This window comes from Labilithrix sp. (assembly GCA_019637155.1).
Taxonomy (GTDB): domain Bacteria; phylum Myxococcota_A; class Polyangia; order Polyangiales; family Polyangiaceae; genus Labilithrix.
Window position 1 is genome coordinate 493,511 of record JAHBWE010000004.1, and the last position, 26,309, is coordinate 519,819.

Annotated in this window: 28 protein-coding genes; 15 read left to right on the plus strand and 13 right to left on the minus strand. The window is 70.7% G+C overall.

The features are described 5' to 3' along the window. Positions 1-12: 12 nt before the first annotated feature. The 7 genes from KF837_10755 to KF837_10785 all read right to left on the minus strand — a co-directional run bounded on the left by KF837_10755 (position 13) and on the right by KF837_10785 (position 8,568). Positions 13-189: a TIGR02996 domain-containing protein gene (locus KF837_10755; GenBank protein MBX3227788.1), complete on the minus strand. Its 177-nt coding sequence runs from the start codon at positions 187-189 to the stop codon at positions 13-15. Between the two features lie 9 nt (positions 190-198). Beyond that, positions 199-1,191 (minus strand): alpha/beta fold hydrolase, encoded by a 993-nt coding sequence (locus tag KF837_10760; protein MBX3227789.1) that lies wholly within the window; start codon positions 1,189-1,191, stop codon positions 199-201. 359 nt (positions 1,192-1,550) lie between these two features. Continuing rightward, positions 1,551-2,210, minus strand: a complete 660-nt coding sequence (locus KF837_10765; protein ID MBX3227790.1) for a hypothetical protein — start codon at positions 2,208-2,210, stop codon at positions 1,551-1,553. Between the two features lie 220 nt (positions 2,211-2,430). After that, positions 2,431-4,881 carry a Smr/MutS family protein gene (locus tag KF837_10770; GenBank protein ID MBX3227791.1) on the minus strand — a complete coding sequence of 817 codons (2,451 nt, stop codon included), beginning with the start codon at positions 4,879-4,881 and terminating at the stop codon, positions 2,431-2,433. Positions 4,882-4,968: 87 nt separating this feature from the next. Then, positions 4,969-6,027 (minus strand): acyltransferase, encoded by a 1,059-nt coding sequence (locus KF837_10775; protein MBX3227792.1) that lies wholly within the window; start codon positions 6,025-6,027, stop codon positions 4,969-4,971. A 17-nt stretch (positions 6,028-6,044) separates the two neighbouring features. After that, positions 6,045-6,635, minus strand: a complete 591-nt coding sequence (locus KF837_10780; GenBank protein MBX3227793.1) for a hypothetical protein — start codon at positions 6,633-6,635, stop codon at positions 6,045-6,047. Positions 6,636-6,648: 13 nt separating this feature from the next. Next, positions 6,649-8,568 carry a sigma 54-interacting transcriptional regulator gene (locus KF837_10785; GenBank protein ID MBX3227794.1) on the minus strand — a complete coding sequence of 640 codons (1,920 nt, stop codon included), beginning with the start codon at positions 8,566-8,568 and terminating at the stop codon, positions 6,649-6,651. Between the two features lie 57 nt (positions 8,569-8,625). Between KF837_10785 and KF837_10790 the strand changes: the two genes are divergently transcribed. Further along, positions 8,626-8,793 carry a hypothetical protein gene (locus tag KF837_10790; GenBank protein ID MBX3227795.1) on the plus strand — a complete coding sequence of 56 codons (168 nt, stop codon included), beginning with the start codon at positions 8,626-8,628 and terminating at the stop codon, positions 8,791-8,793. Between the two features lie 7 nt (positions 8,794-8,800). Here the strand turns inward: KF837_10790 and KF837_10795 are convergent, their stop codons facing one another. Genes KF837_10795 through KF837_10805 form a run of 3 tightly spaced genes read right to left on the minus strand, consistent with a single transcriptional unit; the run spans position 8,801 to position 11,306 of the window. Then, entirely contained in the window at positions 8,801-8,980 is a 180-nt protein-coding gene (locus KF837_10795; protein MBX3227796.1) for a hypothetical protein, read from the minus strand. Positions 8,981-9,024: 44 nt separating this feature from the next. After that, positions 9,025-10,239 carry a hypothetical protein gene (locus KF837_10800; protein ID MBX3227797.1) on the minus strand — a complete coding sequence of 405 codons (1,215 nt, stop codon included), beginning with the start codon at positions 10,237-10,239 and terminating at the stop codon, positions 9,025-9,027. Positions 10,240-10,250: 11 nt separating this feature from the next. Beyond that, positions 10,251-11,306 carry an NAD(P)-dependent glycerol-3-phosphate dehydrogenase gene (locus KF837_10805; GenBank protein MBX3227798.1) on the minus strand — a complete coding sequence of 352 codons (1,056 nt, stop codon included), beginning with the start codon at positions 11,304-11,306 and terminating at the stop codon, positions 10,251-10,253. Positions 11,307-11,343: 37 nt separating this feature from the next. Here KF837_10805 and KF837_10810 point away from each other — a divergent pair, with 37 nt between their 5' ends. From KF837_10810 to KF837_10845, 8 genes are all read left to right on the plus strand, one after another. Next, the gene (locus tag KF837_10810) at positions 11,344-12,405 is read left to right on the plus strand and encodes a hypothetical protein (protein MBX3227799.1); all 1,062 of its coding nucleotides are present in this window, start codon (positions 11,344-11,346) and stop codon (positions 12,403-12,405) included. Continuing rightward, positions 12,402-13,838, plus strand: a complete 1,437-nt coding sequence (lepB, locus tag KF837_10815) for a signal peptidase I (GenBank protein ID MBX3227800.1) — start codon at positions 12,402-12,404, stop codon at positions 13,836-13,838. The genes KF837_10810 and lepB overlap by 4 nt, the downstream gene beginning before the upstream one ends. Next, positions 13,838-14,053, plus strand: coding sequence for a hypothetical protein (locus tag KF837_10820; protein MBX3227801.1), 216 nt, complete (start codon positions 13,838-13,840; stop codon positions 14,051-14,053). The genes lepB and KF837_10820 overlap by 1 nt, the downstream gene beginning before the upstream one ends. After that, positions 14,053-15,444, plus strand: coding sequence for a hypothetical protein (locus tag KF837_10825; GenBank protein MBX3227802.1), 1,392 nt, complete (start codon positions 14,053-14,055; stop codon positions 15,442-15,444). The genes KF837_10820 and KF837_10825 overlap by 1 nt, the downstream gene beginning before the upstream one ends. A gap of 16 nt (positions 15,445-15,460) precedes the next feature. Next, positions 15,461-15,928, plus strand: a complete 468-nt coding sequence (locus KF837_10830) for a DUF1905 domain-containing protein (protein ID MBX3227803.1) — start codon at positions 15,461-15,463, stop codon at positions 15,926-15,928. Next, entirely contained in the window at positions 15,925-16,293 is a 369-nt protein-coding gene (locus KF837_10835) for a hypothetical protein (GenBank protein ID MBX3227804.1), read from the plus strand. The genes KF837_10830 and KF837_10835 overlap by 4 nt, the downstream gene beginning before the upstream one ends. Then, positions 16,272-16,565, plus strand: a complete 294-nt coding sequence (locus tag KF837_10840; protein ID MBX3227805.1) for a DUF3817 domain-containing protein — start codon at positions 16,272-16,274, stop codon at positions 16,563-16,565. Before KF837_10835 ends, KF837_10840 begins: the two co-directional genes overlap by 22 nt. 127 nt (positions 16,566-16,692) lie before the next feature. Beyond that, positions 16,693-17,751 (plus strand): NADH:flavin oxidoreductase/NADH oxidase, encoded by a 1,059-nt coding sequence (locus tag KF837_10845; GenBank protein MBX3227806.1) that lies wholly within the window; start codon positions 16,693-16,695, stop codon positions 17,749-17,751. Positions 17,752-17,949: 198 nt separating this feature from the next. Here the strand turns inward: KF837_10845 and KF837_10850 are convergent, their stop codons facing one another. After that, positions 17,950-18,801, minus strand: coding sequence for a phosphatase PAP2 family protein (locus tag KF837_10850; GenBank protein MBX3227807.1), 852 nt, complete (start codon positions 18,799-18,801; stop codon positions 17,950-17,952). Positions 18,802-19,047: 246 nt separating this feature from the next. On the opposite strand from KF837_10850, the gene KF837_10855 reads away from it, so the two are divergent. From KF837_10855 to KF837_10870, 4 genes are read left to right on the plus strand one after another with little or no spacing between them, the layout of a single operon-like run. Beyond that, entirely contained in the window at positions 19,048-19,983 is a 936-nt protein-coding gene (locus tag KF837_10855; protein MBX3227808.1) for a hypothetical protein, read from the plus strand. A 35-nt stretch (positions 19,984-20,018) separates the two neighbouring features. Beyond that, entirely contained in the window at positions 20,019-20,918 is a 900-nt protein-coding gene (locus KF837_10860) for a VWA domain-containing protein (GenBank protein ID MBX3227809.1), read from the plus strand. 5 nt (positions 20,919-20,923) lie between these two features. Continuing rightward, the gene (locus KF837_10865; GenBank protein ID MBX3227810.1) at positions 20,924-21,880 is read left to right on the plus strand and encodes a VWA domain-containing protein; all 957 of its coding nucleotides are present in this window, start codon (positions 20,924-20,926) and stop codon (positions 21,878-21,880) included. A gap of 10 nt (positions 21,881-21,890) precedes the next feature. Further along, a complete protein-coding gene (locus KF837_10870; protein ID MBX3227811.1) occupies positions 21,891-23,312 on the plus strand; it encodes an adenylosuccinate synthetase in 1,422 nt (473 codons plus the stop codon). Here the strand turns inward: KF837_10870 and KF837_10875 are convergent. Then, positions 23,290-23,649: a hypothetical protein gene (locus tag KF837_10875; protein ID MBX3227812.1), complete on the minus strand. Its 360-nt coding sequence runs from the start codon at positions 23,647-23,649 to the stop codon at positions 23,290-23,292. The two genes, KF837_10870 and KF837_10875, sit on opposite strands and share 23 nt — an antisense overlap. A gap of 75 nt (positions 23,650-23,724) precedes the next feature. Here KF837_10875 and KF837_10880 point away from each other — a divergent pair, with 75 nt between their 5' ends. Continuing rightward, the gene (locus KF837_10880; GenBank protein ID MBX3227813.1) at positions 23,725-24,273 is read left to right on the plus strand and encodes an N-acetyltransferase; all 549 of its coding nucleotides are present in this window, start codon (positions 23,725-23,727) and stop codon (positions 24,271-24,273) included. On the opposite strand, the gene KF837_10885 is transcribed toward KF837_10880, so the two are convergent. Further along, a complete protein-coding gene (locus KF837_10885; GenBank protein ID MBX3227814.1) occupies positions 24,257-24,877 on the minus strand; it encodes an FMN-binding negative transcriptional regulator in 621 nt (206 codons plus the stop codon). The genes KF837_10880 and KF837_10885 overlap by 17 nt on opposite strands. Before the next feature lie 28 nt (positions 24,878-24,905). Here KF837_10885 and KF837_10890 point away from each other — a divergent pair, with 28 nt between their 5' ends. Further along, the gene (locus KF837_10890) at positions 24,906-26,309 is read left to right on the plus strand and encodes a rhodanese-like domain-containing protein (protein MBX3227815.1); all 1,404 of its coding nucleotides are present in this window, start codon (positions 24,906-24,908) and stop codon (positions 26,307-26,309) included.

Below are 26,309 nucleotides of genomic sequence, written 5' to 3' on the forward strand. Positions count from 1 at the left end.
GGCGCAGCTCCGTCAGCCGGCGCGAAGGCAGCCTCTCGGCGGGTCGCAGCGTTCGATGAGGTGGTCGGCGAAGACGACGCGCGGTCCGTCGTCGTCGGGCGCGGCGGTGATCGCCTCGAGGAAAGGGACGTCGTCCTGCTGCCCGGTCCACTTCGAGCGACTGAGCGGCCGCTTCGGCTCTCTCGTCACCTGCTTGGATCAGAGCCCGCGATCGCGGAGGAACGTCACGAGGTCGGCGTAGAAGTCGAGGTGGCTCCAGCGGTTGCCGGCGCCGGCGGGGCCGCCGAAGAGCTGGCCGATCTCGTCGAAGTGATCGGCGGGGACGCAGCCGAGGAAGGTGCCCCACCGCGCGCTCTCGACGAGGACGAGGCCGTCGTTCGGCGCGCCGGACCAGCCCGAGAGGAGGAGCTGCGGCACTTTGAGGAGCACCTCGGTCGTGTCGCGGGTGTCGTTCCACTTCGCGATCCACGGGGGCGCGTCGTTCGTCTTGCACGCGTCGCCGCCGAGCGAGCTCGCGGTGCGGCCGGTGACGGACCAGTAGGGGATGCCGGGGACGTTGGGGTAGTCGCGGTTGAACCGCGCGATGTTCGTGCTCGAGAACTGCCGGAACGACTGGACGATCGAGGTGTCGCGCCCGATCTGGTCCCACAGCGGCGCGCCGAGGATGCGCACGAAGCCGTCGAACGCCCACGACGTGAACGGGTTGTCGATGAGCTCGAAGTGATCGGAGAGCGGCGTGCCGTGATGCGGCGTCGCGAACGTGACGACGGACGCGACGAGGTCGGGCCGTTCGTGCGCGACGTACCGCGCGTCGAGCCCGCCCTGCGAGTGCCCGATGATGTTCACCTTCCGCGCGCCGGTCCGCCGCACGATCTCCTCGACGCGCGCCTGCAGCTGCTTGCCGCGATGAATCGAGTCGTTGAACGGATCGACCGTAGGCGTGAAGACGCGCGCCTCACCGCGGGCCGCGAGGTGCTCTTTGACGCCGTGGAAGTAGTTGATGAAGTCGATGCCGGCGAAGTCTTCGAACCCGAAGAAGCCATGCGCGAGGACGATCGGGTAAGGCGGGGCGGCGGGATCGGTCGCGGCCAGCTCCGTCGTCGCGGCCTCTTCGGCATCGACGGCGCACGCAGGCAGCGCGGCAGCGGCGAGCGCGATCGCGAGAGGCAGAGCGAGCCGGACGACCTTCATGCCGGCGCCTTATGTGCTCGGCCACAGCCTTTGCGTCAAGCCACGCGCAACGAAAGACGCGTCGGGGACACATTGCGCAACTCGCGCAGAAACCGGGCTCGCACATGGCGATGCGGTCGACGATGGCGCGGCGTTCGTGCCGTCGTCGCTGACGTGGTGAGGCATCCGGCGAGGATGTCCGGCTTCATTGGCGCCGCGCGTTTTTTCTGGGCCTCACCACGAGCATCCGGCCGTTGGCTACGCCTTTGGTCAGGGGCGCTGGCAGGATCTGCCGTTCGCCACGTCGCATCCCGGCGGGCCCGACACGCCCAGCTCGCGAGCACCGCCGTGTCCGCTCGCGCGGCTCGAGCTTGTCACGATCATCCTTTGTGTCGGGCAGATCGCTTGTCGGCTTCGGCTTCGGGCGATTGGAGCGAAGAGGTTGCGGGGGCCTCGCTTTCGGCGCTTGGGGGCTCCGTTCCTGCTACGCGGTACCTCGAGCTTGCGCGGCGGGCTTGGTCGAGTGTGTCGTTGAGGAGGGTCGTGGCGAGCTCGATGTGGTCTCTCGGTGCGCGGCCGAAGAGGGCCTTGTTCGAGCCTCGGAGCGTGACCACGATGCCGTCGAGATCGATCGGCACGTGGAGGCGGGGGCCGCTGCGGGTGATGAGGACGATCTTCCACTCCTCTTGGTCGGGGGTCGGTTCGACGGCGAACGTGTCGATGTCTGCGAGCAGGTGCTCGAATCGCTCGCCGGGAGGCATGGGGCCTACGCGACAGGCGAAGCGGCCGCCCTCGAAGCGTACGGTCGTCGTGTTCCGGAGAGCGCGGACGAAGAAGTAGGCGAACAGCGCGGCGCCGGCGAGGCCGGCGACGAGGAACGTCGTCGATATCGGCTTCGGCGAGGTGAGCTGCGGCAGGAGCAGGTTCCATAGGCACGCGAACGCGTGGAACCTCGCGCGTGACTTCCGCGAGCGGAAGCGTCCCCCCATCCCGTCCGCGTCCGGAATCCAGCGGACCGCGCGCGCGACGTCGTCGGACACGATCGCAGCCTACTGGATCGCGGGCCGCCACGCGCGTAGCGGGCTCGCCGGTGGTGCAGCGTAGCGAACGGCAGATCCCGCCAGCGCCCCAGACCAAAGGCGTAGCCAACGGCCGGATACTCGTGCGAGGCCAAAGAAAAAAGACCACGCGATGAGGGGCACGCGACGTTGCGTGCGGTTGCTGCGAGAGGCTGCTGCGAGTGGCTGCCGCGAGTGGCTGCTACGAGAGCCAGGCGACGGTGACGCCGTCGCCGCCTTCGCCGGTGGTGCCGGCGCGGAAGTAGCGGACGTAGGGGCTCGACTTGAGCTCGCGGCGGATGGCCTCCTTCAGCGCGCCGGTGCCGTGGCCGTGCACGAGGAAGCAGACGCGGCGCTCGTCGTTGATGGAGCGATCGAGGAACGTGACCGCGAGCGACAGCGCGTCGTCGGTGCGGAGGCCGCGGAGGTCGCACGTGTTGTCGCTCGTCTGCACCGCCGCGTCGAGGCCGGGGGGATCGCCGCCCTTCGTGGGGGCGGCGGGCGCGGCGGCCTTTCGGCGTGGCTCGGACTCGGCGGTGATGGGACGCACTTCGGAAGGGTCGACGACGAGCTTCAGCGGGCCCGCTTGCACGCGGACCGCGCCGTCGGGGAGGACCTCGAGGACGTCGGCTTCGCCGCGGAGGCGCGTGACGAACACGCGGGCGCCCTTCTTCGGGAGGAACGCGGGCGCCGCCGACGCGACGGCGGGTGGGGCCGGCGTCGAGAGCTGCGCGGGATCGAGCGCGCCGCCGACGGCGACCTGCGCGGCGACGCGATCGATCGCGGCTTGCGCCTCCTTCGCGGCGGCGGCGTCGAGCTTCTTGCTCCGGAGCTTGGCTTGCGCCTCGCGGAGCTCTTCGCGCGCGCGGCGGACGGCGCCGAGGAGCGACTCTGCCTCCTTCGAGACGTGGCGGTGCTCGCGGTCCTTCGCCGCGCGGAGCTCGCCCTCGAGGGCGCGGCGCGTCTCCTCCGCTTCGCGCTCGCGTGTCTCCGCGGCGGCGCGCGCGAGCTCGAGGGCCGCGCGCTCGTCGTTCAGCTTCTTCACGACGCTCTCGAACTGGACGTCCTCGCGCGTGAGGAAGCGCTCGGCGCGCTCGATGACCGTGCTCGGGAGCCCGAACGTCCGCGCGACCGCGAGCGCGCTCGAGCTGCCGGGGACGCCGACCGCGAGCTTGAAGGTGGGGCTCATCGTGGGGAGGTCGAAGCCCATCGACGCGTTCTGGAAGCGATCGTCGGCGAGCGCGAGCGCCTTCAGGCCTTCGTAGTGCGTGGTGACGACGACGGCGCCGCCGCGCGCGGTGAGGGAGTCGAGCATGCCGGCGGCGAGGGCCTCGCCTTCGCGCGGATCGGTGCCGCCCGCGAGCTCGTCGAGGAGGACGAGCGCGCCCGGCTGCGTGTCGTCGAGGATGCGGACGAGGTTCCGCACGTGCGCGCTGAAGGTGGAGAGGCTCTTCGTGAGACTCTGGTCGTCGCCGACGTCGGTGAGGACGACCTCGAAGATGCCGACCGCGCTGTCGTCGCCGCAGGGCACCGGGAGGCCGGCGCGGATCATGAGCGCGACGAGGCCCATCGTCTTCAGCGCCACGGTCTTGCCGCCGGCGTTGGGGCCGCTCACGACGACCGCGCCGCGCGCGGCGACGGCGAGGTTCGAGGGCACGACCGCGTCGAAGCGGAGGACGCCGTTCTTCTCGCTGTCGAGGAGGAGGAGCGGGTGGCGCGCGGCGCGGAGGTCGAGGCGCGCTTCGTCGACGACGTCGGGGAAGGCGAGGCGGAGGTCCTCCGCGAGGCGGGCGGTGGCGGCGCGGACGTCGGCGCGCGCGAGCGCCTCGATCGCGGCGATGACGCTCGGGAGCGACTCGCCGATGCGGTCGGAGAGCTTCGTGTAGATTGCAATTTCTTCGCGTTGGACCTCGGCCTCGAGGACCTTGAGGCGGTTGCCCATCGGGATCACGGCGCGGGGCTCGACGAAGAGCGTGGCGCCGCTCGCGCTCGTCGCGTGGACGAGGCCGGGGAAGCGCTCGTGCGCGTCGGAGCGGACCGGCACGACGTAGCGGCCCTCGCGCTCGGTGACGAAGCGGTCCTGGATGATGCCCTCGTACTTCGACATGAAGTCGTCGAGGCGCGCGAGGAGGCGCTGCCGCGCGGTGTGGTACTCGCCGCGGAGCTCCTTCAGGCGCGGCGAGGCGCGATCGGAGAGGGTGCCGTCGGGGTCGAAGGCGGCGGCGAGCTCGTCCGCGAGCGCGTCGAGCGTGGGGTCGGTGGTGCACGCGGAGTGGAGCGCGGGGACGCGCGACTTCTTGTTCGCGAGGAAGCGGCGGAGGGTCTTGGCGGCCTCGAGGGCTTTGCCGACCTCGCGGATCTCGGTCGGCGCGAGGACGCCGGCGGCGCCGACGCGACCGACCGCGGACGACACGTCGGCGAGCGCGACCGTGGGGAGCGGCTCGTTGCCGGCGCGGAGCGCGGTCGCCTCGGCGGCCTCGTCGAGCAGGCGCCGCACCTCGGCGCGCGTGCGCGCGAAGGGGAGGGCGAGCGCGAGCGCCTTGCCGCCCTCGGAGACGCAGCGCGCGGCGAGGGCGCCGAGGACGCGCGCGTACTCGAGGTCGGACCGGGTCTTGTCCGGACACGGATCGCGAAGCTGATCGGTAGTGCTCACGGGAACGTCCGAGCGGGAGGGAAGCCGCCATGGTGATCACGGCGGCGTCCGGTTTCAAGGGTATATGGTCGCCGGCGGGGCGACCGTCTACCGGAGGCGCGCGCGGGCGGCGAGGAGAGGGCGCTCGACGAGGAGGTGGGCGGCGTGCGCGAAGGCGAGGGAGAGCGCGAAGCCGAGGACGAAGACGAGGGCGAGCGAACCTTCGCCGAGGAGGCGCTTCACCGCGACGACGGCGGGGACGTTGAGGAGGTAGATCGCGTAGCTGCGATCGCCGATGAAGCGCGCGATCGGGTGCTCCAGCAGCGGCGCGAGGAGGTGATCGGCGCGAAGCGCGCACGCGCCGACGAGCGCGATCATCGAGAGGTGCGCGAGCGCGAGGGAGCCGCCGGTCCACGCGAGGAAGAGGAGCGCGGCGAGCGCCGCGAGCGACGCGGCCCGGTGCGCGAGGACGGGCGCGAGGAGCGCGAGGCCGGCGCGTGACCGCAGCGCGAGGGCGAGCAAGGCGCCGCCGACGATCGGCGCGGCGATGCTCCGGAGCGCGCGGAGGAGCACGCCGGCGCCGAGGAGAGCGCCGAGGTGCCCGCGATCGGCGAGCTGATCGACGGCGAGCACGCCGAGCATGAACGTGGCCGCGACGCCGGTGCGCCGCGCGGCGCGCATGACGAGGGGCCACACGAGGTAGAACTGCTCCTCGGTCGCGAGCGACCAGCCGAACCCGAACACGACGGAGTGGGGGACGTTCGTGTCGAGGAGCCAGTTGCTCGTGTACGTGAGGTGGACGGGCAGGCTGCGGAGGAAGTGGTCGCGCACGGGGCCGGGGTCGCGGAGGAGCACGGCGTGGACGACGAAGAGCGCGAGGACGGCGTAGTAGAGCGGGAAGATCCGGAGCGCGCGGCGCGCCCAGAAGCGGCCGAGCCGCACCGTGCCGGTCGCCTCCTTCTCGCGGCAGAGCAGCGTCGTGATGAGGAAGCCGGAGAGCGCGAAGAACAGATCGACGCCGAGCGGCCCGCGCCCCATCACACCTTCGAGCGGTCGCGGCGTCGCGTGATGGAACACGACCGGCAGGATCGCGAGCGCGCGTACGCCGTCGAACGACGGGATGCGCGCGCGCTCGAGGGCGTCGCGAGGCGAGAGCGGAGGAGCCACGACGCGCGCCCGACGCTTCAGTGCGTGCAGTTCTCGAGGCGCACCTGGGCGGTGAGGGCGCAGGTCGCCTCGCCCTGCTCGAGCTTCGGGCAGCGGATCTCGGCCCAGGCCCGACCGGACGCCACGCCCATGTTCGGCTCGGTGAGGCGCGCGACGCACGTGCGGTCCTCCCACGCGCCGGTGGGGCGTTCGACCACGACGCGGACGTCCTTCGAGTCGCCGGTCCCTTCGAGCCTGCCCTCGATCCGGACGGTCTGGTCGTCGCCGACGCGGAGCGCGGCGCTGACGTCGTACTTCTCGTCCGCGACCTCGCGCACCGCGCACGTCACGGAGACGAGCTTGCCGCTCCACGTCGAGCCGTTCGGCGCCGGCGTGCTGGGGACCGCGGCGCTGGGCTCGCCGAAGGCCCCGACCTCGGCGAGCGCGCCGGCGTCGCTGCACGCGCCGGCGTCGGGGTCCTCGAAGCGACCGGTGAAGATCGCCTGCGCCGTCGCGGCGCCGACCTGCCCGGACGACGACGACGAGGGCCCGTCCTCGGAGGACAGCGCCGTCGACGGACCCCCGCTACATCCGAGCAGCGACGCGACCACGAGCAGGTGCGCTCTCATCGCGTCATCGTGGCTACTCCGGCTTCGTGCTGCTTGGGCTGCCGCCGGCGCCGCTCGGCATCGGGTTCGCCTCGCGCTCGAGGTAGCGGAAGATCGTGCGGGGGTCGACGCCGAGGTCGCGTGCGGTTTGGGTGCGGTTGCCGTTGTTGCGCTCGAGGATCTCCAGCACGTACTTTCGCTGGAACTCCTCCTTCGCTTTCTCGAGCGGCAAGATGGAGCTCTCGCCGGCTTGATCGAGCTCGAGGTCCTCGACGCCGAGGAGGGTCTTGTCGCAGAGGACGAGCGCCTTCTTGATGCGGTTCTCGAGCTGGCGGATGTTGCCGGGCCAGTTGTTCTTGCGGATGGAGGCGAGGGCTTGGGGGGTGAAGCCCTGCACCGGCGAGTGCAGCTCCTCCGCGTACTTCGAGAGGAGCGCCTTCGCGATGATGAGCACGTCGTCGCCGCGGTCGCGGAGCGGGGGGAGCCAGATGTTGACGACGTTGAGGCGGTAGTAGAGGTCCTCGCGGAACCGGCCGCCCTTGATCTCCTCCTCGAGGATACGGTTCGTCGCGGCGACGACGCGGATGTCGACCTTCTCCGGCTTGCTGTCGCCGACGCGGAAGACGACGCGCTCCTGCAGCGCGCGGAGGAGCTTCACCTGGAGGTTCAGCGGCAGCTCGCCGATCTCGTCGAGGAAGAGCGTGCCCTTGTCCGCCGCCTGGAACTTGCCGGGGCGGGAGGCGATCGCGCCGGTGAAGGCGCCCTTCACGTGGCCGAAGAGCTCGCTCTCGATCAGGTTCTCCGGGATCGCGCCGCAGTTGATGACGATGAACGGGCCCGACGCGCGGTTCGAGCGGCGATGCAGCTCGCGCGCGATGAGCTCCTTGCCGGTGCCGGTCTCGCCCGTGATGAGGACGGAGATGTCCGTCGTCGCCACCTTCTGCAGCTTGCGGAACACCTCCATCATCGACGGGCAGACGCCGATGATGTCGCCGAAGCGCTTGTCCTTCAGCTCCGCCGCGAGCTTCTCCTTGTCGGCGCGGAGCGCGCTGAGGAGCATCGCGTTCTGCAAGATGAGCGAGGCCTGGCCGGCGAAGATGGAGAGGAGATCGAGCTGGCCCTTCTGGAAGAGGCCCTTCACCCGATCGTTGCCGACGTAGAGCGCGCCGGTGACGTGGCCCTGCGAGACGAGCGGCGCGCACATGACGCTCGAGAGGCGGAGCGCGACGACGCTCTCCGAGGTGCGGAACACGTCGTCCGAGAGCGCGTCCGACACGATGACGGGGCGGCCGCTCTCGAGGACGCGGCGCACGATGCTGTCCGAGATCGCGCCGGTCGTGTCGGTGATCGCCTCGCGGTTCACCTGCCGCGACGCGCGGATGACGGGCTTGCCGGCCTGGCCCGACGGCGAGCCGTCCGAGCCGTACGCGTCGTCGAGGAGGAGGACGAGGCCCTTCTCCGCGCCGGTGATGTCGATGACGGTGTCGAGCATCGCCTCGAGCAGCTCGTCGAGGTCCTTCAGCGTCATCAGCTTCTCGCTGAACTCGTGGAGCTTCCGCACCGCGGTGAGCTGGGCGGTGGTCTCCGCGCCGGCCGACGGCGACGAGGGGGAGGCGGCGGACGCGCGCGCGGCGGACTGCGGCTCGTCGAAGATGCTGAACTGGAGCTCCGCGTCGCCGAGCGTGATGCGGTCGCCGTGGACGAGGCGCGCGCGGCGCTTCTTCTTCCCGTTGATGAGGATCTCGCCGCCTTTGTCGACCTCTTCGAGGTTGAAGTCGCGGCCGTCGAACAGCACCTGCGCGTGCGTCTCACCGATGCCGGCCGTCGCGACGGCGACGTCGTTCCCGAGCGCTCGACCGATCGTGGAGACCGGCTTGTAGAGCACGTAGGTGCGCGGCGAGCCCGCAGGGGGGAACCACTTGAGGATCGGCACTTCTGGCGAAACATATCCCAAAAGCCTCGGCCGTTCCGTATAGAATGGTGCGTCCCTTACCTGGGGAGGAGAGACTGAATGAAGAGGATCGCTGCGCTCGTGCTGTTCGCCTTCGCGTGTGTTCTCGCCACCGCGGCTTGCGGCGGCGACGACAAGAAGCCGCCGATGACCCCCGACACCGCGGACACCGACAAGCCGGCCGAGCTCGCTGACGCGGGCGCGACGACCACGCCGCCCGCGAACTGACGCGCGCTCAACCCGCGCCGACGTGGCGCGTGAACGACCGCTCGGTCAGGCTCATGCCGCGAGCCCGAGGAGCCGGCGCGTCGATCAGGTCCGTCGCGGACGACGCCGTGAGCTCCGCGCCGAGCTCCGCCGCCAGCGCCGGCGACCACGCGCACGCAGCGCGCGGAGACCACGCGAGTCCATGCACCGCATGCGCGGCGATGGAGCGCGTCTTGGAAGGTCCTAGAAGTCCTAGAAGGCGCCTGCGGCCGAGATCATCGCGCCGCCGGGTGCGGTCGAGAATCGCGGATCGGGACCGACGAGCTGCATCAAGCTCCGGCTCGCTTGCGACGAGTGGCTCGTCGCGGCGGGCGTGAGCGCGGGGATGGGCGTGACGGCGAGGTCGACCGGCGGCGTCCATTGCTTCGCCTGCACGTCGCCGGCGTCGCGCATGTTCCACGTGAGCGCGCCGGCGACCGCCGCGCCCGCGGCGCCGCCGAGCGACGGGCCGATGAAGCCGCGCTTCACGACCGGATCGTCCACGAAGAGGTAGAACGGGAACACGAGGCAGCCGGCGAGGAGGCCCGCGCCGTAGCCGAGCCACATGTACTTCTGCGACTGGAGCGACGGCGTGTGGAAGACGCTGATCGCGCCCGCGCCGACGAGGCCGACGTTGTAGCCGATGAGCCCGGCCAGGCTCGACCCGTCCTTCCAGTCGTCGTGCCGCCCCTGCACCGCGATGCCGAAGAGCGAGCCGCTGACCGCGCCCCAGCCCGCGCCGCTGCCGATGAAGAGCATGTTGCGCGGATCGGGGTGCAGCCACTCGCCGAACGCGAAGCCGCCGACGCCGCCGCCGGTCGCGAGGAGGAACGTCACCGTCGTCTGCGTGCGGAAGTCCCAGTCGTTGCCCTTCTCACGCGTGTACTGCCACTGCGTGCCGGCGATCGCCATGCCCTCGAGGCCGCCGAGCACGAGGCCCGCCGCGGTGGCGGACGGGACGCCGCGCGGGAAGCGCCCGACGTGCTCGTCCACCGCCCAGAAGCCGATCGGGACGGCGGCGCCGAACCCGATCGGCATGATGACGGCGAGGCCCGGGTCCTTGATCTTGAAGAGCGCGTCGAGCCAGATGCCGGTGCCGACGCCGTAGAGCGCGCCCGTGACGTAGAGCGCCAGCATCTCGGTGTTGGTGCGCTGGAGCGCGATCGGGGGCGGCGGCGGGGTATAGGGCTGATAAGGCTGATATCCGGGCTGATATCCCGGCGGCGGCTGATTGGGATAAGGCTGATATCCGGGCGGCGGCTGATTGGGATATGGCTGATAAGGCTGATATCCCGGCGGCGGCTGCTGCGGATAAGGCTGTTGCGGCGGCGGGTAATACGGCTGTTGCGCGGCGGCGTCCTCGGCGCCGAGGGCGAGGGTGGTCAGCGCGGCGAGGCCGGCGATGCGAAGCAAGCGGGATCGGATCATGTTTCCTCGACTCAGACCTGGGGACTCGCCTTGAGGCCGCTCATGCTCTCGAACTCGGGGGTCAGCTCGCGGCTCATCAGGTCCTTGAGCGCCTCGAGCACCGGTTTGTCCTCGTAGAGGACCTTGTACGTCTCGTTGATGATCGGGAGCTCGATGCCGAGCTTCTGCCCGAGGTCGTAGGCGCTCTTCGCCGTCTTCACGCCCTCGGCGACGTGGCCCAGCGTCGCGACGATGTCGGGCAGCTTGCGGCCCTTCCCGAGCTCGAGGCCCACCGTGCGGTTGCGCGAGAGCTCGCCGCAGCACGTGAGGACGAGGTCGCCCATCCCGGCGAGGCCGGCGAGCGTGATCGCCTGGCCGCCGCGCGCGAGCGAGAGCTTCACCATCTCGGAGAGGCCGCGCGTGATGAGCATCGCGCGCGTGTTGTGGCCGAAGCCGAGGCCGTCGGCGCAGCCGGCCGCGATCGCGATCACGTTCTTGATCGCGCCGCCGCACTCGACGCCGGGGATGTCCTTGCTCGCGTACGTGCGCAGGTACGGCGCGTGGAAGCGGTGCATGACCGTGTCGCGGACGCCGTCGTCCTCCGCCGCGATGACGACGCCGGTGGGGAGGCCGGCCGCGAGCTCCTTCGCGAACGAGGGGCCGCTCAGGAACGCGAAGTGATGGTGCGTCTCCCCCGGCAGCTCCGCGGCGAGGATCTCGTCGACGAACGTGAGGGTGCCGTTCTCGATCCCCTTCGTCGCGCTGACGATCGGCGCGCTCTTCGGGACCTTGCGCGCGACGAGCTGCGCGACCTCGCGCGTGGCGTGGCTCGGCGCGACGAAGAGGACCATCTCCGCGCCGGAGAGGGCCTCTTCCGGGTCGACGGTGGCGCGGAGGCGCGGGGGCAGCTTCGCGCTCGGGAGGTAGCGGCCGTTGACCTGGTCCTCGTTGATCTGCGCGACGAGGTCGGGGCGGCGGCAGTACATCGAGACGGTGTCGCCTTTGTCGGCGAGCACCTTCGCGAGCGCGGTCCCCCACGCGCCCGCGCCCAGCACCGCGACCTTCCGTTCGACCTGCGCGCTCGTCATCGCTCCAAGATACCAACTCTGGTAGCCTGCGGGGGCTTTGCAGAAGACCTTTGGGGCCTGGCTCGCCGTCGTGGCGCTCGCCGGGTCATCCGCTCTCAACGCCGGCTGCAGCTGCAACCCGGCCTGCCAGTTCCGGGGGACCATCAACCAGCCCGAGAACCTCTCGATGCGCCGGTCGATGCTGCGGAAGGCGATGGGTGACTTCTGCAAGCAGATGAAGAGCCGCAACGCCCCGCTGAAGCTGAGCGCCGACTCGCCGGTGATTGGGCGCTTCTATCCGAGCCAGTGCACCGCGAGCGAGGGCGACACGCTCCACGTGACCTTCGCCGGCATGGGCTACGCCTGGACCAACGTCACGAAGAAGGTGACCTTCAACGGCGGCGGGTCGGCCGCGTTCCGGTACGACTTCCAGGTGACCGACGGCGATCAGTGCGACATCTACTCGTACTTCCGCCCGCAGCGCATCGACGCGTCCAACTTCCAGACCCATCGCATCGAGAGCCCGCTCGCGACGATGTTCGCCGGCATCTCCTCGCTCGGGAACGACTTCGGCAAGCAGACGCTCGCGCAGAAGCTGCAGGAAGGGTTCACCGTCATCGCGAAGGACGGGAGCGAGGCCAACGTGGAGCTCGCGCTCGGCATCGTCCCGCTCGGAAAGAAGCCGTTCCACCCGTACCAGGTCGAGCGCGGCGACGGGCGCGTCACCTACGAGAACGAGCGCACCGAGGTCCACCAGAACCAGCGCGACTTCATCGGTCCGATCGTGGTGGAGGAGGAGAAGAAGGCGATCTACCTCACCGCCGCGGTCGACGGCATCCCCGCGATCGACGTCCTCGTGATGCGCAAGGCGGACGCGGAGCAGTCGCTCGGCCTCTACTACGAATACGCGCAGTCGGGCCCGCTCCAGGGCACGCCGATGCGGTCGGAGGTCCTCGCGCAGGGGAATCAACTGAAGCGTTCGATTGTCGTTCCGCCCGGGACCTATTACATCGTCCTGGACAACACCCCGACCGCCGGTCAGGTGGCCCCGGTGGTGAACGCGCTCGACGACCGCGCCGCCGTCGTCAACTACCTCATCCAGATCGGCGACGCGTCGTGAGCGAAGAAGAAGAGACGGTCGAGGCGAAGGAGGAGGCGAAGGAAGAGGTCGCCCCGGCGAAGGATGCGCCGCCAAAGCCCGCGCGCGAGCACAAGAAGCCGGAGCGGCCGCCGATCAAGGTGCTGCGCACGGTGTACTGGGCGCTCTGGTTCGTCCTCACGCCGTTCCTCCTCGCCTGCATCCTCGTCTGGGCGCTCACGCCCGCGAGCGGGATCGATCGCGGCGGCGTCCTCGGCTGGATCGAGGAGCGCGTGCGCGATCAGCCGGTCCCGTTCGGGATCGTCACGTTCACGATGTTCGAGATGGCGCTGTGGTGGGTGCGCCATCACCTCCCGCTCGCGTACCACGCCCATCCGCCGCTGCGCGACGGCCTGCCGAAGGGGATCCGCGGCCCGTTCGAGAAGGCGCGCGCGCTCGTCGAGGAGGCGGAGGCGATCCTCGAGAAGAACAAGGGCGCGATCGAGAAGGAGCTCTCGGCGAAGGAGCGCGCGACGCTCAAGGCCGACCTCGACGCGCTCGAAGACGCGATGGAGCGTGAGCCGTTCGACGAGGAGGCGTTCCTCGAGGCGGCGGTGAAGGCCGACGGCGAGGTCGACACGAAGCTCGGTCGCTGGCGCAAGAGCGAGGCGCGCGAGTACGCCGAGTCGATCCTGATCGCGATCGCGGTCGCGATGGCGCTGCGCGCGTTCGTGGTCGAGGCGTTCAAGATCCCGAGCGGCTCGATGATCCCCACCTTGCAGGTCGGCGATCACATCTTCGTCAACAAGTTCACCTACGGCCCCGCGATCCCGTGGACGCAGTCGCGGCTGTGGTCGCGCATGCCGCCCGAGCGCGGCGACGTGATCGTCTTCGCGTTCCCCGAGCACCCCGATCAGGACTTCATCAAGCGCGTCATCGCGATCCCGGGCGACAAGCTCGAGGCGCGCGGCGGCCACCCGATCATCAACGGGTGGGAGGTGCCGAGCTGCTCCGCCGGCACCTACAGCTACAGCGAGGCCCCCGACGGCTCGAAGCGCGAAGGTGAGGTCTTCGTCGAGTTCCTCGAAGACGAGGCTTACCTCACGTTCTACGATCGCTCGAACCTCGGCTCCGAGTACCAGGGCCCGTACTTCGTGAAGCCGGGCGAGGTCTGGGTCATGGGCGACAACCGTCACAACAGCCACGACTCGCGGCTCTGGTTCGGCGGCACCGGCGGCGGAGTCCCTTACGAGAAGATCAAGGGGCGCGCGCTCTTCGTCTGGCTCAGCGTCTCGGACTCGATCGACTGGTCGCGCATGTTCGCGCCGGTCATGGGGCGTCCGCCGAGCCACGGTCCGTTCCCCGGCATGAACCCCGCGCTGAAGGCGCTCGAAGGCCCGGTCGACAAGTGCCTCCGCGCGCGCCCTCCGCTCGAGAAGACGCGGCCGCCGGCGGGCGGGGGTACGATCCGGTGATGAAGCTCGCGGGTGTGCTCGTGGTCACGGCCTTGCTCGGCGCGTGCGCGGCGGCGGAGAAGGGCGCGCGCGAAGACCCGATGAAGTGCGAGCGCGATCCGAAGTGCGATAAAAAGCGCGGTCGCACGGCGGACTGCTCGACGCAGTGCACGGACGATCCCGCCTGCATGGAGCGCTGCGAGCAGATGCAGGCGCCGTCCAAGCTCGGTCGCTGATGCGCCGCGCCTGCGCCGTCGCCGTCGTGGCGGCCGTCGCATGCGAGAGCGGGATGGCGGCGTCGCCGCGGCAGGTGCGCGAGCACGTCGAGATCGCGAGCGGCGCTCGCCTCAAGGCGGTGGTCTGGGAGATCGGCGGAGATCCCGACGTCCGGCGCTTCGACCATTTCTTCGACCTCGCGCGGAACGAGGAGTGCGCGTTCGTCGACGGCGAGCGCGCCAACGTCGCGCCGGGTCCCGTCTACTACTGCCTCCCTCGCGGCGCCGCGGTCCACGACGTCGACGGGCTGCTCGCGTTGTACGAAGACGCGAGCTGCACCGCGCCGGTCGCGCTCTCGCCGTTCGACGGGCCGTCGGGGTACGTCGTCGCGCGGCCTCGCGACGCGTGCGCCGCGTCGTTCGTCGTTCACCGCGCGGGCGCGCCGCGCACGATCGAGCCGTACGTGCGGACGGACGACGGCTGTCTCCCGCGCGGAGGCCCCGCGGTGGTGCAGTCGCTCGGCGAGGTGATCCCGCTCGCGTCGTTCGTGCGCGCCGTCGAGGAGCCGGCGCTGGCGGACACGCGGATCCGGCCGCTCGTGCTCGCCGCCGCCGACGGCGCGCGGCAGCCGCTCGGCGGCTGGGACGACGAGCGGAAGGAGGTCGTGCGCGTCCCGAACGCGGCGGTGCTCGGCGAGGCGCGCTGGTTCCCCGCGCGCGTCGCGTTCGCCGGCGGCGGCACCGTCCTCTTCTCGCGGCCCGGGTGCGAAGCGCCGGCGCTGACGAAGAACGCGCGCGACGCGCAGTGTCCGCTCACCGCCGCGTTCGCGTATTCCGGGGAATGCGGTGGAGGAGACTACGTCGCGCTCGGCGCGCGCCTCGATCCCGCGACGCTCTGGCAAGAGGACGGCAGCGGGCGCTGCGTCGGCGCCGACGGCGGCGCGGGCGCGTCCGTGCTCGCGTTCGCGCGGGGCCCCGTCATCCCGCGCGCGTCGTTCGCGGAGGCGGTGCCGACCGAGCGCGGGGCGGGGCGCGTCCGGCTCCACGGGTACGCGTTCGCGTTCGACACGTTCTACGACACCGCGACGTCGGCTCCCTGCGCGCCGATGCCGGCGGCGGACGGGACGACGCGCTGCCTCCCGACCGTGTCGGCGTCCGGCGTCCTCTTCGCCGATCCCGCGTGCACGATCCCGGCGCTCGAGCAGCACCCCGATCCGTGTGGGCTCGCGCCGCTCCCGGCGTTCGTGCGCTCGAGCGGCCGCGTGTTCGAGGTGACGGACGAGGTGAAGGCGCTCTTCGAGCGGGACGGCGCGAGCTGCCGCCGCCGCGCGGTCTCCGCCGGCGCGCGCGCCTACGTCCTCGTAGAGGTGGACCTCGAGCCCTTCGCACCCGCGACGACGCGCGAGCTATGAGGTACGACTCCCGGTGATGAGCACGAAGAAGACCGTGATGGTGACGTTGTTCCAGGAAGGCTCGACGTGCGCGATCCCGGTGCCGTTCGATCCGAAGGAAGTCTTCGGCAAGACGCGCGCAAAGGTTGTAGTGACGATCAACCGGCACACGTACCGGAGCACGATCGCGTCGATGGGCGGCTCGCTCTGGATCCCGTTGCGGAAGAGCAACCGCGAGGCGGCGGGCGTCGCGGGGAGCGAGACGTTGAAGGTCACGCTGGAGCTCGACGAGGAGAAGCGGGAGGTGAAGCCGCCGGCCGACCTCGTGAAGGCGCTCGAGGCCGCGCCGCCGGCGTGGGACGCCTGGAAGGCGCTCTCGTTCTCGCACCAGCGCGAGCACGTCGAGGCGATCGAGGAGGCGAAGAAGCCGGAGACCCGCGCGCGCCGGCTCGAGAAGGCGGTGGAGATGCTGTCGAAGCCGAAGGCAAAATCGAAGGCGAAATGACCTTTTACGCGACGTTGCTGATCCTCAAGTTCCTCGCCGTAATGGCTTATGCCGGCGCGGCGACTGCCGCTTATCTCGCGCCGGACGCGGCGGCGCGGAAGTGGCTGGCGCACCGCGTGGCGGGGCCGGCGATCACGGTCGTGTGGACGGCGGGTTATACGCTGATGACGCTCAAGGAGATCCGGTTCACCGAGCTCTGGATCGTGGCGGGCGCGGTCGGCTCGCTCGCGGCGAACCTGATCCTGATCCGCAACGTCGGGCGGCCGTCGCTCCCGCGCTGGGCGTGGGTCGGCACCGCGGCGCCGCTCGTCGTCGTGGTCGCGTGCATGGTGTTGAAGCCGACGTGGGAAGGAGTGCTGCGATGAAGACGCTTCGGCTCGTGAGCCTGCTCGAAGGGATCTCGCTCCTCGTGCTCGTCGGCATCGCGATGCCGCTGAAGCACGTCTGGCACATGCCGCTCGCGGTCCGGATCTGCGGGATGATCCACGGCGTCTTGTTCCTCGCGCTCGTCTCGGCGCTGGTGCGGACGCAGAGCGAGCGCGGCTGGCCGTTGTCGCGCGTCGCGCGCCTCATCGCCCTCGCGCTGCTCCCGTTCGGGTTCATCCCGATCGAGCGCGAGCTGCGACGCGACGCATGACGAGCACGAAGCACCTCGTGCAGTTCATCGTGCAGCAGGGCTTCGACTGAAACGCGGGGCCGGCCGCGCAGTGGCGGCGTCCGGGTCTCCTGACGCGTCTCTTCGGCGCGGTCTAGACTCGTGCGCGATGCATCTCTTCGAGCCGCTCGCGCTTCGTGGCGTCACCCTCGCGAACCGCATCGTCGTCTCTCCGATGTGCCAGTACTCGGCGGAGGACGGGCATCCGGGCACGTGGCATCTCGTCCATCTCGGCAGCCGCGCGGTGGGCGGCGCCGCGCTCGTCTTCACGGAGGCGACGGCGGTGGAGCCGCGGGGCCGCATCTCTCCCGCCGACACGGGCATCTGGAGCGACGCGCACGCGGAGAGCTGGGCCCCGATCGCGCGCTTCATCGCCGCGCACGGCGCCGTCCCCGCGATGCAGCTCGCGCACGCGGGCCGCAAGGCGAGCACGGCCCCGCCGTGGGACGGCGGCAAGGAGGTGCCTCCCGCCGCGGGCGGCTGGCAACCCGTCGCGCCGAGCGCGCTCCCCTTCGCCGACGGCTACCCGCTCCCCGCGGCGCTCACGCGCGCGGAGATCGACGGCGTCGTCGAGGCCTTCGCCGCCGCCGCGGCGCGCGCGGTGGCCGCGGGCTTCCGCGTCGTCGAGATCCACGCCGCGCACGGCTACCTGCTCCACGAACATCTGTCGCCGCTCTCGAACCATCGCACGGACGACTACGGCGGCACGTTCGAGGGCCGCACGCGCCTCCTCCGCCGCGTCGTCGAGCGCGTGCGCGCGTCGATCCCGGACGCGTGCCCGCTCTTCGTCCGCGTCTCGGCGACGGACTGGGTCGACGGTGGCTGGACCCTCGACGACACCTGCACCCTCGCGCAGTCGCTGGTAGACGCAGGCGTGGACCTGCTCGACGTCTCGAGCGGCGGCCTCTCCCCGCAGCAGCGGATCCCGCTCGGCCCGGGCTACCAGACACCTTTCGCCGCCGAGGTCCGCCGCCGAAGCGGCCTACGCACGGGCGCGGTGGGCCTCATCACGTCGCCGCAGCAAGCGGACCACGTCATCCGGACGGAGCAAGCCGACCTGGTCTTCCTCGCGCGGGAGCTCCTTCGCGACCCATATTGGCCCCAGCGCGCCGCAGGCGCGCTGGGCGCGGGGGTGGCGCCGCCGCGCCAATACGCCCGCGCGTGGTAGGCGAATCGCATCTTCCTCGAGGCGCGCTAGCTGTCGGCCTGTCGCTGTTTTCGCGGTCGGCGGCTAGTTAGATTCGAGGCAAATTCGATCTGCGTGTTGAACGGGAATGGGCGCGGACGAGCTGTCGCTTGGGTGTGAGTGCTACGTGAGCTGCCTCGATTCGTTGGCCACGGCGGCCGGACGTGGGGCTCGACGCGACTACGAACCCACGAGTCGTGTGAGCAGGCACGAGGCGCCGGCGATGCCCCATCCCGCGAGGACTTCGCGGGGCGTGTGGCGGCCCTCGCGCACGCGGGCCCAGCTGACCGAGAGCGCGACGATGAGGAACGGCCATGGGCCTCGCGACGACGTCGCGGAGATGAGCACGACCACGCCGACCGGGACCGCGACGTGGCCGCTCACCTTGGTCCCGACCACCGTCGTCAGCGTGAAGAGCGCGGTCGCGATCAGGTTCGCGGTCGTGATGTCGCGCACGATCGCCGGGGCGTCCACGAGATGCACCGCGACGAGGATGACCGTCGCGGCGACGAGGGCGAGCAAGAGGAACCGGGGCCGCTCGGCGCGCACCGACAGGTCACGATCCGAGTACCAGCCTCGCTTCAAGCCGACCCACCAGGTCGCCGCGAGCGGGAGCACCGCGAGGACGAGCACCAGCGTCCAGCCGAGGGCCGCGCGTGTGTCGCGGAGCGTGCTCCACGCGAGCGCGAAGACGCCGAGAGGACCGATGAACCCCGGATGCAGCGCCACGCCCAGCGATCGCGCGAGCGGGTAGACGCGGCGCCGGTCGAAGAGCGACCAGACGATCAAGCCGACGGACGCACCTGCCGCGTCGACCACGAGATCGAACAGCTCCTCACCACCGGGAAGACGTGACCTCGAGAGCGCCTGCGCGAGCTCCTGCGAGCCCGCCACGAGCAAGAACGCCCCCGCGGCGAGGACCACGCGCGCCGCGCCAGGCGACGACGACGGAAACAACCACGCGGCCAGCGCCACCGCCAGCGAGCCATAAAGGACGCTGTGCGCGACGATGTGAAGGGGCTCGCTGGCCAACGCTCGACCGAGGAGCGAACCTGCGGACGGCGCCACATGCTCGAGCGCGAGGGCACACGCGACCATTCCCAGCCCCATCAGTACGACCAACCACCTTGCGCGCATTCCCGTTCAGCATGCGCGGTTTGCCGCGTCGCGCGAGGCGGAACGTGGTGACCGGTCGGAACGGGCGTCGAACGGTCGCGAGATCGGATAGCGTGGCTCGGTCGAGGGTCGAGGGGCGCCGGGCGAGGTCGAGGAGGGAACGTGACTGGCTACACCGTTCATCGCTGTCCGCACTGCGGCGGTCCTTTGCCGGCGCCGTCGGCGACGCGGATGGAGCGCTGCAAGTTCTGCTCGCTCCTCCTCGCGCCGGGACCAGGTGGGTGGCGCGCGGCGCCGGCGGAGGCGCGGGACGAACCGCTGCTCGAGCCGCACTTGCCGCGGCTCTGGGTCGGCGGCCTCCGCTACGCCGTGCTCGGGCGCCTCGCCCACGGCGACGCGAGCGACGTCTATCGTGCGCGACGCGACGCGCGGCTCACCGAGCACGTGCTCCTCAAGATCGCGCGCACGGAGGCCGACCACGCGCGCCTCGAACGCGAACAGGAGACGCTCGCCGCGCTCGAGTCGTCGCGCGTCCAGGGCGCCGCGCATTTCACGCGGCTCCTTCCGCAACGCGTCGATCACGGCGTCGCGCGGCTCGGCATGAACGGCCGCGACGGAGAGTGCCGCTGCACCGTCCTGCGCTGGCGGAGCGGCTTCGTTCACACCTTCGACGACGTCTTCCGCGCGCACTCCGCCGGCGTCACGCCGGAGAGCTCGGTGTGGATGTGGAAGCGCGTCCTCGAGCTCCTCGGGTGGGTTCACCGAAACGACGTCGTGCACGGCGCGGTGGTGCCGGCGCACATGCTCTTGCACGCGCGGGATCATGGCGTCGTCCTCGCCGGGTGGTCGAGCGCAGCCCGGAGCGGCGGCTCCGTCACGCCGCAGACGGACATCGCGATGAGCGCACAGGCCATCCTGCGCGCGCTCGGCGGGGCATCCGCGCCCGCGCCGCTCGCGCGACTGCTCGAGATGCACGCTCACCGCGAGGCAGGGTGCGAGACCGACGCCTGGGCGCTCAAGGACCGCCTCGACGCCGTCGCGCGCGAGGTCTTCGGACCGCCGCGGTTCGTTCGATTCGAGATGCCGGGTTGGTCTTGACGCTATTGGGCAATTGAGCACGAGGAGGCAACGATATGGGGTTTGGGAGCTATAGCTACGAAGCGCACCAGGCGATCGCCGCGAAGCGCGCTGCGCTGCCGGCGCAAGAGGTCTTCAGCCAGCGCAGCATTCATCCGCTCATGGATCCGAAAGGGGTAAAGTTCCGCGAGTGCCGCGACAGCCCCGATCACCCGAATTCGATCGGCATCGTCTTCGCTTTGGACGTGAGCGGATCGATGGGCCAGATCCCCGAGCAGATCGCGCGCAAGGAGCTCCCGACCTTCATGAAGGCGCTCGGGAACGCCGGCGTCGCGGACCCGCAGGTCCTCTTCATGGCATTCCAGGACTGCGCCGGCGGCGTGGCCCCGCTCCAGGTGGGTCAGTTCGAGTCGACCGCCGAGCTCATGGATCAGTGGCTCACGTGGTGCTGGATCATGGGCGGCGGCGCGAGCGCATACGAGTCGTACGACCTCGCCTTCTATTTCGCGGCGCATCACACGAAGATGGATTGCTTCGAGAAGCGAAAGAAGAAGGGATACTTCTTCATGAGCGGCGACGAGCCGTGTTACCCGGCGCTCAAGGCGGAGTGGGTGGAGCGATTCGTCGGCGACAAGCCCGCCGCGGACATCCCGCTCGACAAGGTCGTCGCCGATCTCGAGCAGACCTTCCACGCCTTCTATCTCGTCCCCGACGCCGCGCGCGGCGCCCGCGTCGCGCCGTTCTGGAAGAAGTACCTCGGCGAACGCGCGATCGTGCTCGCGAGCCCGGAGGACACGTGTCCCGTCGCCGCCGGCGCGGTCGCCCTCTCGGAGGGCGCGGTCCCCACCGTCGCAGCGCTCGGCGAGCGCCTCGCGAGCTCGGGCCTGACGGCCGACAGGGTGGAGCGCGTCGTGACGGCGCTCTCACCGTGGGCGAAATCGATCGGCAGGGGCTGAAGACGATGGGCTACGGCGGATACAGCTTCGAGGCACATCAGGCGATCACCGCCGCCCGCGTCGACCTTCCGGCGCAGGAGGTCTTTCGCCAGCGCGAGGTGCATCCGCTCATGCGCCCGCACGGGATCAAGGTGCGCGAGAGTCGCGACAGCGCCGGACATCCCTCCTCGCTCGCGATCGTGCTCGCGCTCGACGTCACCGGCTCGATGGGCGCGATCCCGGAGCTCCTCGCGAAAGAGGAGCTGCCGGGGCTCATCAAGATGCTGATGGCGCACGGCGTGAGCGATCCGCAGGTCTGCTTCATGGCCATAGGCGACGCGTTCCACGATCGCGCGCCGCTCCAGATTGGCCAGTTCGAGTCGACGGCGGAGCTCATGGACCAGTGGCTCACCTGGTCATGGCTCGAAGGCAAAGGGGGAGATCCGGGCCACGAGTCCTACGAGCTCGCGCTCTACTTCGCGGCGCGGCACCTCGAGCTCGATTGCTTTCGGCTGCGCGGCAAACGCGGATACCTCTTCATGACCGGCGACGAAAAGCCTTATCGGCACCTGTCGCGGAGCGTCGTGCGGAGCGTCCTCGGCGACGAGCTCGAGGACGATCTCCCGCTCGCCGTGGTCGTCGACGAGGCGCAGCGCATGCTCGAGCCGTTCTTCCTCATTCCCGATCTCGAGCGGAGGCGGCAGTGCGAGCGCGCCTGGCGTGACGCCCTCGGCGATCGCGTCGTCTGCATGGAGAGCCCGCGCGACACGACCGCGTGCATCGCCGCGATCGTCGCGATCCACGAAGGCGCGGCGCCCGATCTCGACGCCGTCGCGCGGAAGCTCGAGCAGCAAGGCGTCGCGCGCGAGCGCCTCGGCGCCGTCGTCCGCGCGCTCACGCCGTGGGCGGCGTCGTGCGGAAAGGACGGCGCGCCCAATCCGCCGCTCGCGACGCACGCGCCGATCCCTCCGCCCGCGCGATAAGCGATGAGCGATGACCGATGAGCGAACGCGCGTCTGGATCGTCGCCGACCTCGGGTTCGGCGACTCCGGAAAAGGGACGATTACCGATTATCTGGTGCGCACGCGGAGCGCGGAGCTGGTGGTCCGCTGGAACGGCGGCGCGCAAGCGGGCCACACGGTGGTCACGGAGGACGGGCGCGCGCACGTCTTCTCGCAGCTCGGCGCCGGCACCTTCGTCCCCGGCGTGCGGACCCACCTCGCCGAGCCTTTCGTCCTTCACCCCACCGCCTTGCTCGTCGAGGCGCGCCTCCTCGCCGAAACAGGTATTCCCATCGAAGACACGCTCGCCCGACTCACGATCGCGGAGAGCGCATTGGTCATTACCCCCTTTCACCAGGCGACGAACCGCCTCCGCGAGCTCGCGCGCGGCGCCGCCCGTCACGGCACTTGCGGCGTCGGAGTCGGCGAGACCGTTCGCGACGCCCTCGCATCCGGCCCGGACGCCATCCGCGCCCGCGACCTCGTCGGCGATCGCGTCACCTTGCTCCGCAAGCTGAGCGCCACCCGCGAGCGCCTCCTCGCCTCCCTCGCGCCGAGCTCCGGAGCGCCCTCGCGACACGACGAGCTCGTTTCACTCGAGCCGAGCGTCCCGAGCCGCACCGGCGCGCCGAGCGCCGCCGAGGAGCTCGCGATCCTGCGCGATCCTTCCGTGAGCGAGCGCTGGATCGACGCGGTGGAGGCGCTGCGCGCGCGGCGCGGGCTCGTCGTTCCCGACGACGCGCTCGGCGCGATGCTGCGCGCCGGTCCGACCGTGCTCGAGGGCGCGCAGGGGGTCCTCCTCGACGAACGACACGGGTTCCATCCCCACACGACCTGGAGCGACTGCACCACCGCGGCCGCGAGCGCGCTCTTGCGACGACACGGTGTCGACGACGGCATCGAGCGCATCGGCGTGCTGCGGACGTACCTCACGCGCCACGGCGAAGGCCCTTTTCCGAGCGAAGCGCCGGCGCTCGCGGCGCATCTCCCCGAGCCCCACAACGCGAGCGACGGCTGGCAGGGCGCGTTCCGCGTCGGTCATCAGGACATGGTCCTCCTCCGCTACGCGCTGCGCGTCTCCGGCGGCGTGGACGTCCTCGCCCTCACCCACACCGACCGGCTCGCCGCGGTCTCCTCGCTCGTCACCGCCTACGAAGGCGCCGCCGACGCGACCCTGTTCATGCACGATGCACATGGTCGCGCGATCGACCTCTACCCGCAGCAGGAGGAGGCGGACCAAGAGCGGCTCGGTCGCGCGCTCCGCGACGTGCGCGTCGTCCGCGCGCACGTCGCCCCCGACGCCGAGAGCTTCGCCGCCCGCATCACGGAGGAGCTCGGCGTCCCCGTCGCGATCACGTCGGCGGGCCCCACCGCCGCCGACAAACGCGAGCCTACTCGCCGCCCGGCGCGATGAGCTCGCGCGCGACGGCGTAGGTCCGAATCTCCTCCGCGATCGAGGCCGGCATCTGCATGTACGCGGGCGCCCCGGCGGTCAGAAACGCGTCCCACGACTGCCACAGACAAGGGTCCCACCCGCAGAAGGGCCCTTTGATCTCGCAGCCGTAGTCGAGACCTCCGGCCGACGCCGTCACGTCGTAATGCGGATAGAAGTCGGCTTTCGCCTCCCATTTCCACGTGCGCTTTTCGCCGTCGGCCCCGCCCATATCTCGACGATAATCGAGCGGCCGCGCCCTGGGAAGGCACGAGCTCTGCGAACCTGGGACAATGACGATCACGAACGACGTGCGCATGGCAGCCGCTCTTCTCCGGCGACGAGGTGCCCGAAGGGCAGCTCGGGCGCGGCGACGCGTGCGAGGATGCACTTGATGACCGAGCTTCGCGTCGAGCGTGCCGTCGAGGCCGACCTTCCGCGTATCGTCGCGATCTCGAACTGGGCGGCGGAGCATACGGCAGCGAACTTCGCGACCGCGCCCGAGACGCTCGACGACTGGCTCGCGGCCTGGCGCGAGCACGGCGCGCTTCATCCGTGGTTCGTCGCGCGCGCGGCGGACGGGAGCGTGCTCGGCTTCGCGAAGTCGGCGCCGCACAAGTCGCGCTGCGGCTACGCGTGGAGCGCCGAGGTCTCCGTCTACCTCGACCCCTCGGTCCACGGTCGCGGCGTGGGCACCGCGCTGTACGCGCGGCTCCTCGGGATCCTCGAGGCGCAGGGATACGCGACCGTCATCGCCGGCATCACCGCCGGGCACGTCGCGAGCGAGCGCCTCCACGCCAAGATGGGCTTCGTGCGCTGCGCGACGTTCCATCGCGTCGGCTTCAAGCTCGGGCGCTGGCACGACGTCGGCTACTGGGAGAAGCTGCTCTCCACCGGCGACGCCGCGCCGACGCCGGTGCGTCGCGTCAGCGACGTCGCATGAGCTCCACCATCTCGAGATCGTCCGGGGTCGCGCGGCGCTCGAAGGCGGCGACGACGTTGGCGTGGTCGGCCGGGGCGCGGTTCTGACTGAGCTTCCACTTCGCCTCCCAGCGTGCGACCGGGAGCGTGAGGCCGACGATCGCCGCGAGGAGCTCTTCCCGCGACTCCGCGGGGTGCTCGTCGAAGCGCCATCGCGCGTGGCCGGTCTCGTTCTGCGCGGAGAGCTCGTCGAGGAACGCGATCAGCTCCTCGCGCGTCATCGGCGACGGCGTCGTGACGTGCGCGTGCGCGACGGCGTAGTTCCACGTCGGTACGTCGTCCTTCGGCGATTCGTACCACGTCGGCGACACGTAGCCGTGCGGCCCCGCGAACACGACGACGACGTCGCCCCGTCGCCCCGGGTCCGTGACGTCGCGCCAGATGCGGTTGGCGCGCGCGACGTGGACGCGGAGGCGATCGCGCTCCGCATCGACGAGGAAGGGCAGGTGCGCGATCTCGATCTGCCCGTCGGCGCGCGGCGCGAGCAACGTCGCGAACGAACGCCGCGCGGCGAGCTCCTGGATCACACGGAGGTCGGTCTCCGCGTTGTGCTTCGGGACGTACATGACCGGTCCATCGTATGCTCCCCGCGTCATGGATAGCTCCTCGCATCTGCCGCTCATCCCGCCGATCGGCAGCGTCTCGCAGGCGGAGCGCATGTTCCGCGTGAACTGGGTCGCGAACGTCAAGTCGACGCCGAGCGGCGTGCCGTTCGTGACCGCCGACTTCGTCGCGAAGCAAGGGCGCAAGGTGCGCGTCGTCGACGTGCGGAGCGCGGAGGAGCTCGTCGGCCCGCTCGGGCACGTCCCCGGCTCGGACTGGATCCCGCTCGCGCGCATCCCGTCGCTCGTCGATCGCGTCGATCGCGACACGCCCATCATCATCGTCTCCGGCGGCGAGGAGCGGTCTTACGGCGCCGTCGCCGCGCTCGCGAAGGCGGGGATGCGCTTCGTCGCGTTCATGGGCGGCGGCATCATGTCGTGGCGCGACCTCGGCTACTCGACGACGCGCGACACCTCGATCCTCGAGCGCGAGGACAAGCTGCACGAGGTCGACGAGTCACAGGAGGCGCCCACCTCCGTCACCGTCGACGACGTGCGCCGCCACGTCGGGGACCGCCACACCGTGCGCTGGATCAAGCTCCCCGCGCTCCTCGTGCGCGGCCTCGTCTCGTGCGTCGACGGCCGCGACGACAGCGGCGTCATCGGGAGCCCCGGCGGCGACGCGGGCGAGATGCTGATCGGCCTCCGCGCGCTCGAGAAGACGATGCTGCGCGATCTCACCGAGGACGAGGTGCGGACGCTCTTGCTTCGCCGCCTCGACGTGTTCGGGCGCTTCTACATGCACACCGACATCGCGGCCGGGAACGCGATGGTGAAGACGCTGCGCGCCGACAGCCGGTTCGTCGACGCGCTCAAGGACGTGAACGAGACGCTCGAGTGGCGGAAGTTCATGGCCGCGCCGCCGCCGGCGCTTCGCGGCGCGCTCGCGGAGCACCTCCTCACCCCGAGCCACATCGGCTGCGGCCACCTCCGCCTCGCGCTGACGAAGGCGCCGGAGTACGACCTCCGCGAGTCGCTCGTCACCGCGCTCCTCCGCGGCTTCCACGAGAAGCGATGGGAGGGCGCGCCCGAGCTCGAGCTCGTCGCGCTCGCGGGCGGTCACACCGAGCGCGCGGTGCTGCTCGTGCGCATGGCGGGGCCGCTCCATACCTTCTCCCGCATCCCGCTCGTGTCGCCCGCGGTCTACGGCGCGCAGGTCTTCGTGCATCACCCGCGCGTCACGTCGTACCTGCGGAAGCAGCTCGCCCATTTCCTCGCCGCGCAGCACGACATCTGCGGTCCCGTCGATCCGGAGGAGCTGCACATCGCGATGGAGCGGCTCGGCTCGGTGCAGCTCGGTCAGACCCTCACCGCGCTCGCGAAGGGGCTCCCCATCTTCGAGGTCACCTTCCAGGACGAGGACAAGTTCGAGGTCCGCAGCGTGGGGCAGGTCTGA

Excerpts from the sequence above, each read along its gene's own strand:
- KF837_10760 (MBX3227789.1), bottom strand. The coding sequence starts at position 1,191 with ATGAAGGTCGTCCGGCTCGCTCTGCCTCTCGCGATCGCGCTCGCCGCT.
- KF837_10780 (MBX3227793.1), bottom strand. The coding sequence starts at position 6,635 with ATGAGAGCGCACCTGCTCGTGGTCGCGTCGCTGCTCGGATGTAGCGGG.
- KF837_10790 (MBX3227795.1), top strand. The coding sequence starts at position 8,626 with ATGAAGAGGATCGCTGCGCTCGTGCTGTTCGCCTTCGCGTGTGTTCTC.
- KF837_10800 (MBX3227797.1), bottom strand. The coding sequence starts at position 10,239 with ATGATCCGATCCCGCTTGCTTCGCATCGCCGGCCTCGCCGCGCTGACC.
- KF837_10805 (MBX3227798.1), bottom strand. The coding sequence starts at position 11,306 with ATGACGAGCGCGCAGGTCGAACGGAAGGTCGCGGTGCTGGGCGCGGGC.
- KF837_10820 (MBX3227801.1), top strand. The coding sequence starts at position 13,838 with ATGAAGCTCGCGGGTGTGCTCGTGGTCACGGCCTTGCTCGGCGCGTGC.
- KF837_10825 (MBX3227802.1), top strand. The coding sequence starts at position 14,053 with ATGCGCCGCGCCTGCGCCGTCGCCGTCGTGGCGGCCGTCGCATGCGAG.
- KF837_10830 (MBX3227803.1), top strand. The coding sequence starts at position 15,461 with ATGAGCACGAAGAAGACCGTGATGGTGACGTTGTTCCAGGAAGGCTCG.
- KF837_10835 (MBX3227804.1), top strand. The coding sequence starts at position 15,925 with ATGACCTTTTACGCGACGTTGCTGATCCTCAAGTTCCTCGCCGTAATG.
- KF837_10845 (MBX3227806.1), top strand. The coding sequence starts at position 16,693 with ATGCATCTCTTCGAGCCGCTCGCGCTTCGTGGCGTCACCCTCGCGAAC.
- KF837_10860 (MBX3227809.1), top strand. The coding sequence starts at position 20,019 with ATGGGGTTTGGGAGCTATAGCTACGAAGCGCACCAGGCGATCGCCGCG.
- KF837_10865 (MBX3227810.1), top strand. The coding sequence starts at position 20,924 with ATGGGCTACGGCGGATACAGCTTCGAGGCACATCAGGCGATCACCGCC.
- KF837_10870 (MBX3227811.1), top strand. The coding sequence starts at position 21,891 with ATGACCGATGAGCGAACGCGCGTCTGGATCGTCGCCGACCTCGGGTTC.
- KF837_10875 (MBX3227812.1), bottom strand. The coding sequence starts at position 23,649 with ATGCGCACGTCGTTCGTGATCGTCATTGTCCCAGGTTCGCAGAGCTCG.
- KF837_10880 (MBX3227813.1), top strand. The coding sequence starts at position 23,725 with ATGACCGAGCTTCGCGTCGAGCGTGCCGTCGAGGCCGACCTTCCGCGT.
- KF837_10885 (MBX3227814.1), bottom strand. The coding sequence starts at position 24,877 with ATGTACGTCCCGAAGCACAACGCGGAGACCGACCTCCGTGTGATCCAG.
- KF837_10890 (MBX3227815.1), top strand. The coding sequence starts at position 24,906 with ATGGATAGCTCCTCGCATCTGCCGCTCATCCCGCCGATCGGCAGCGTC.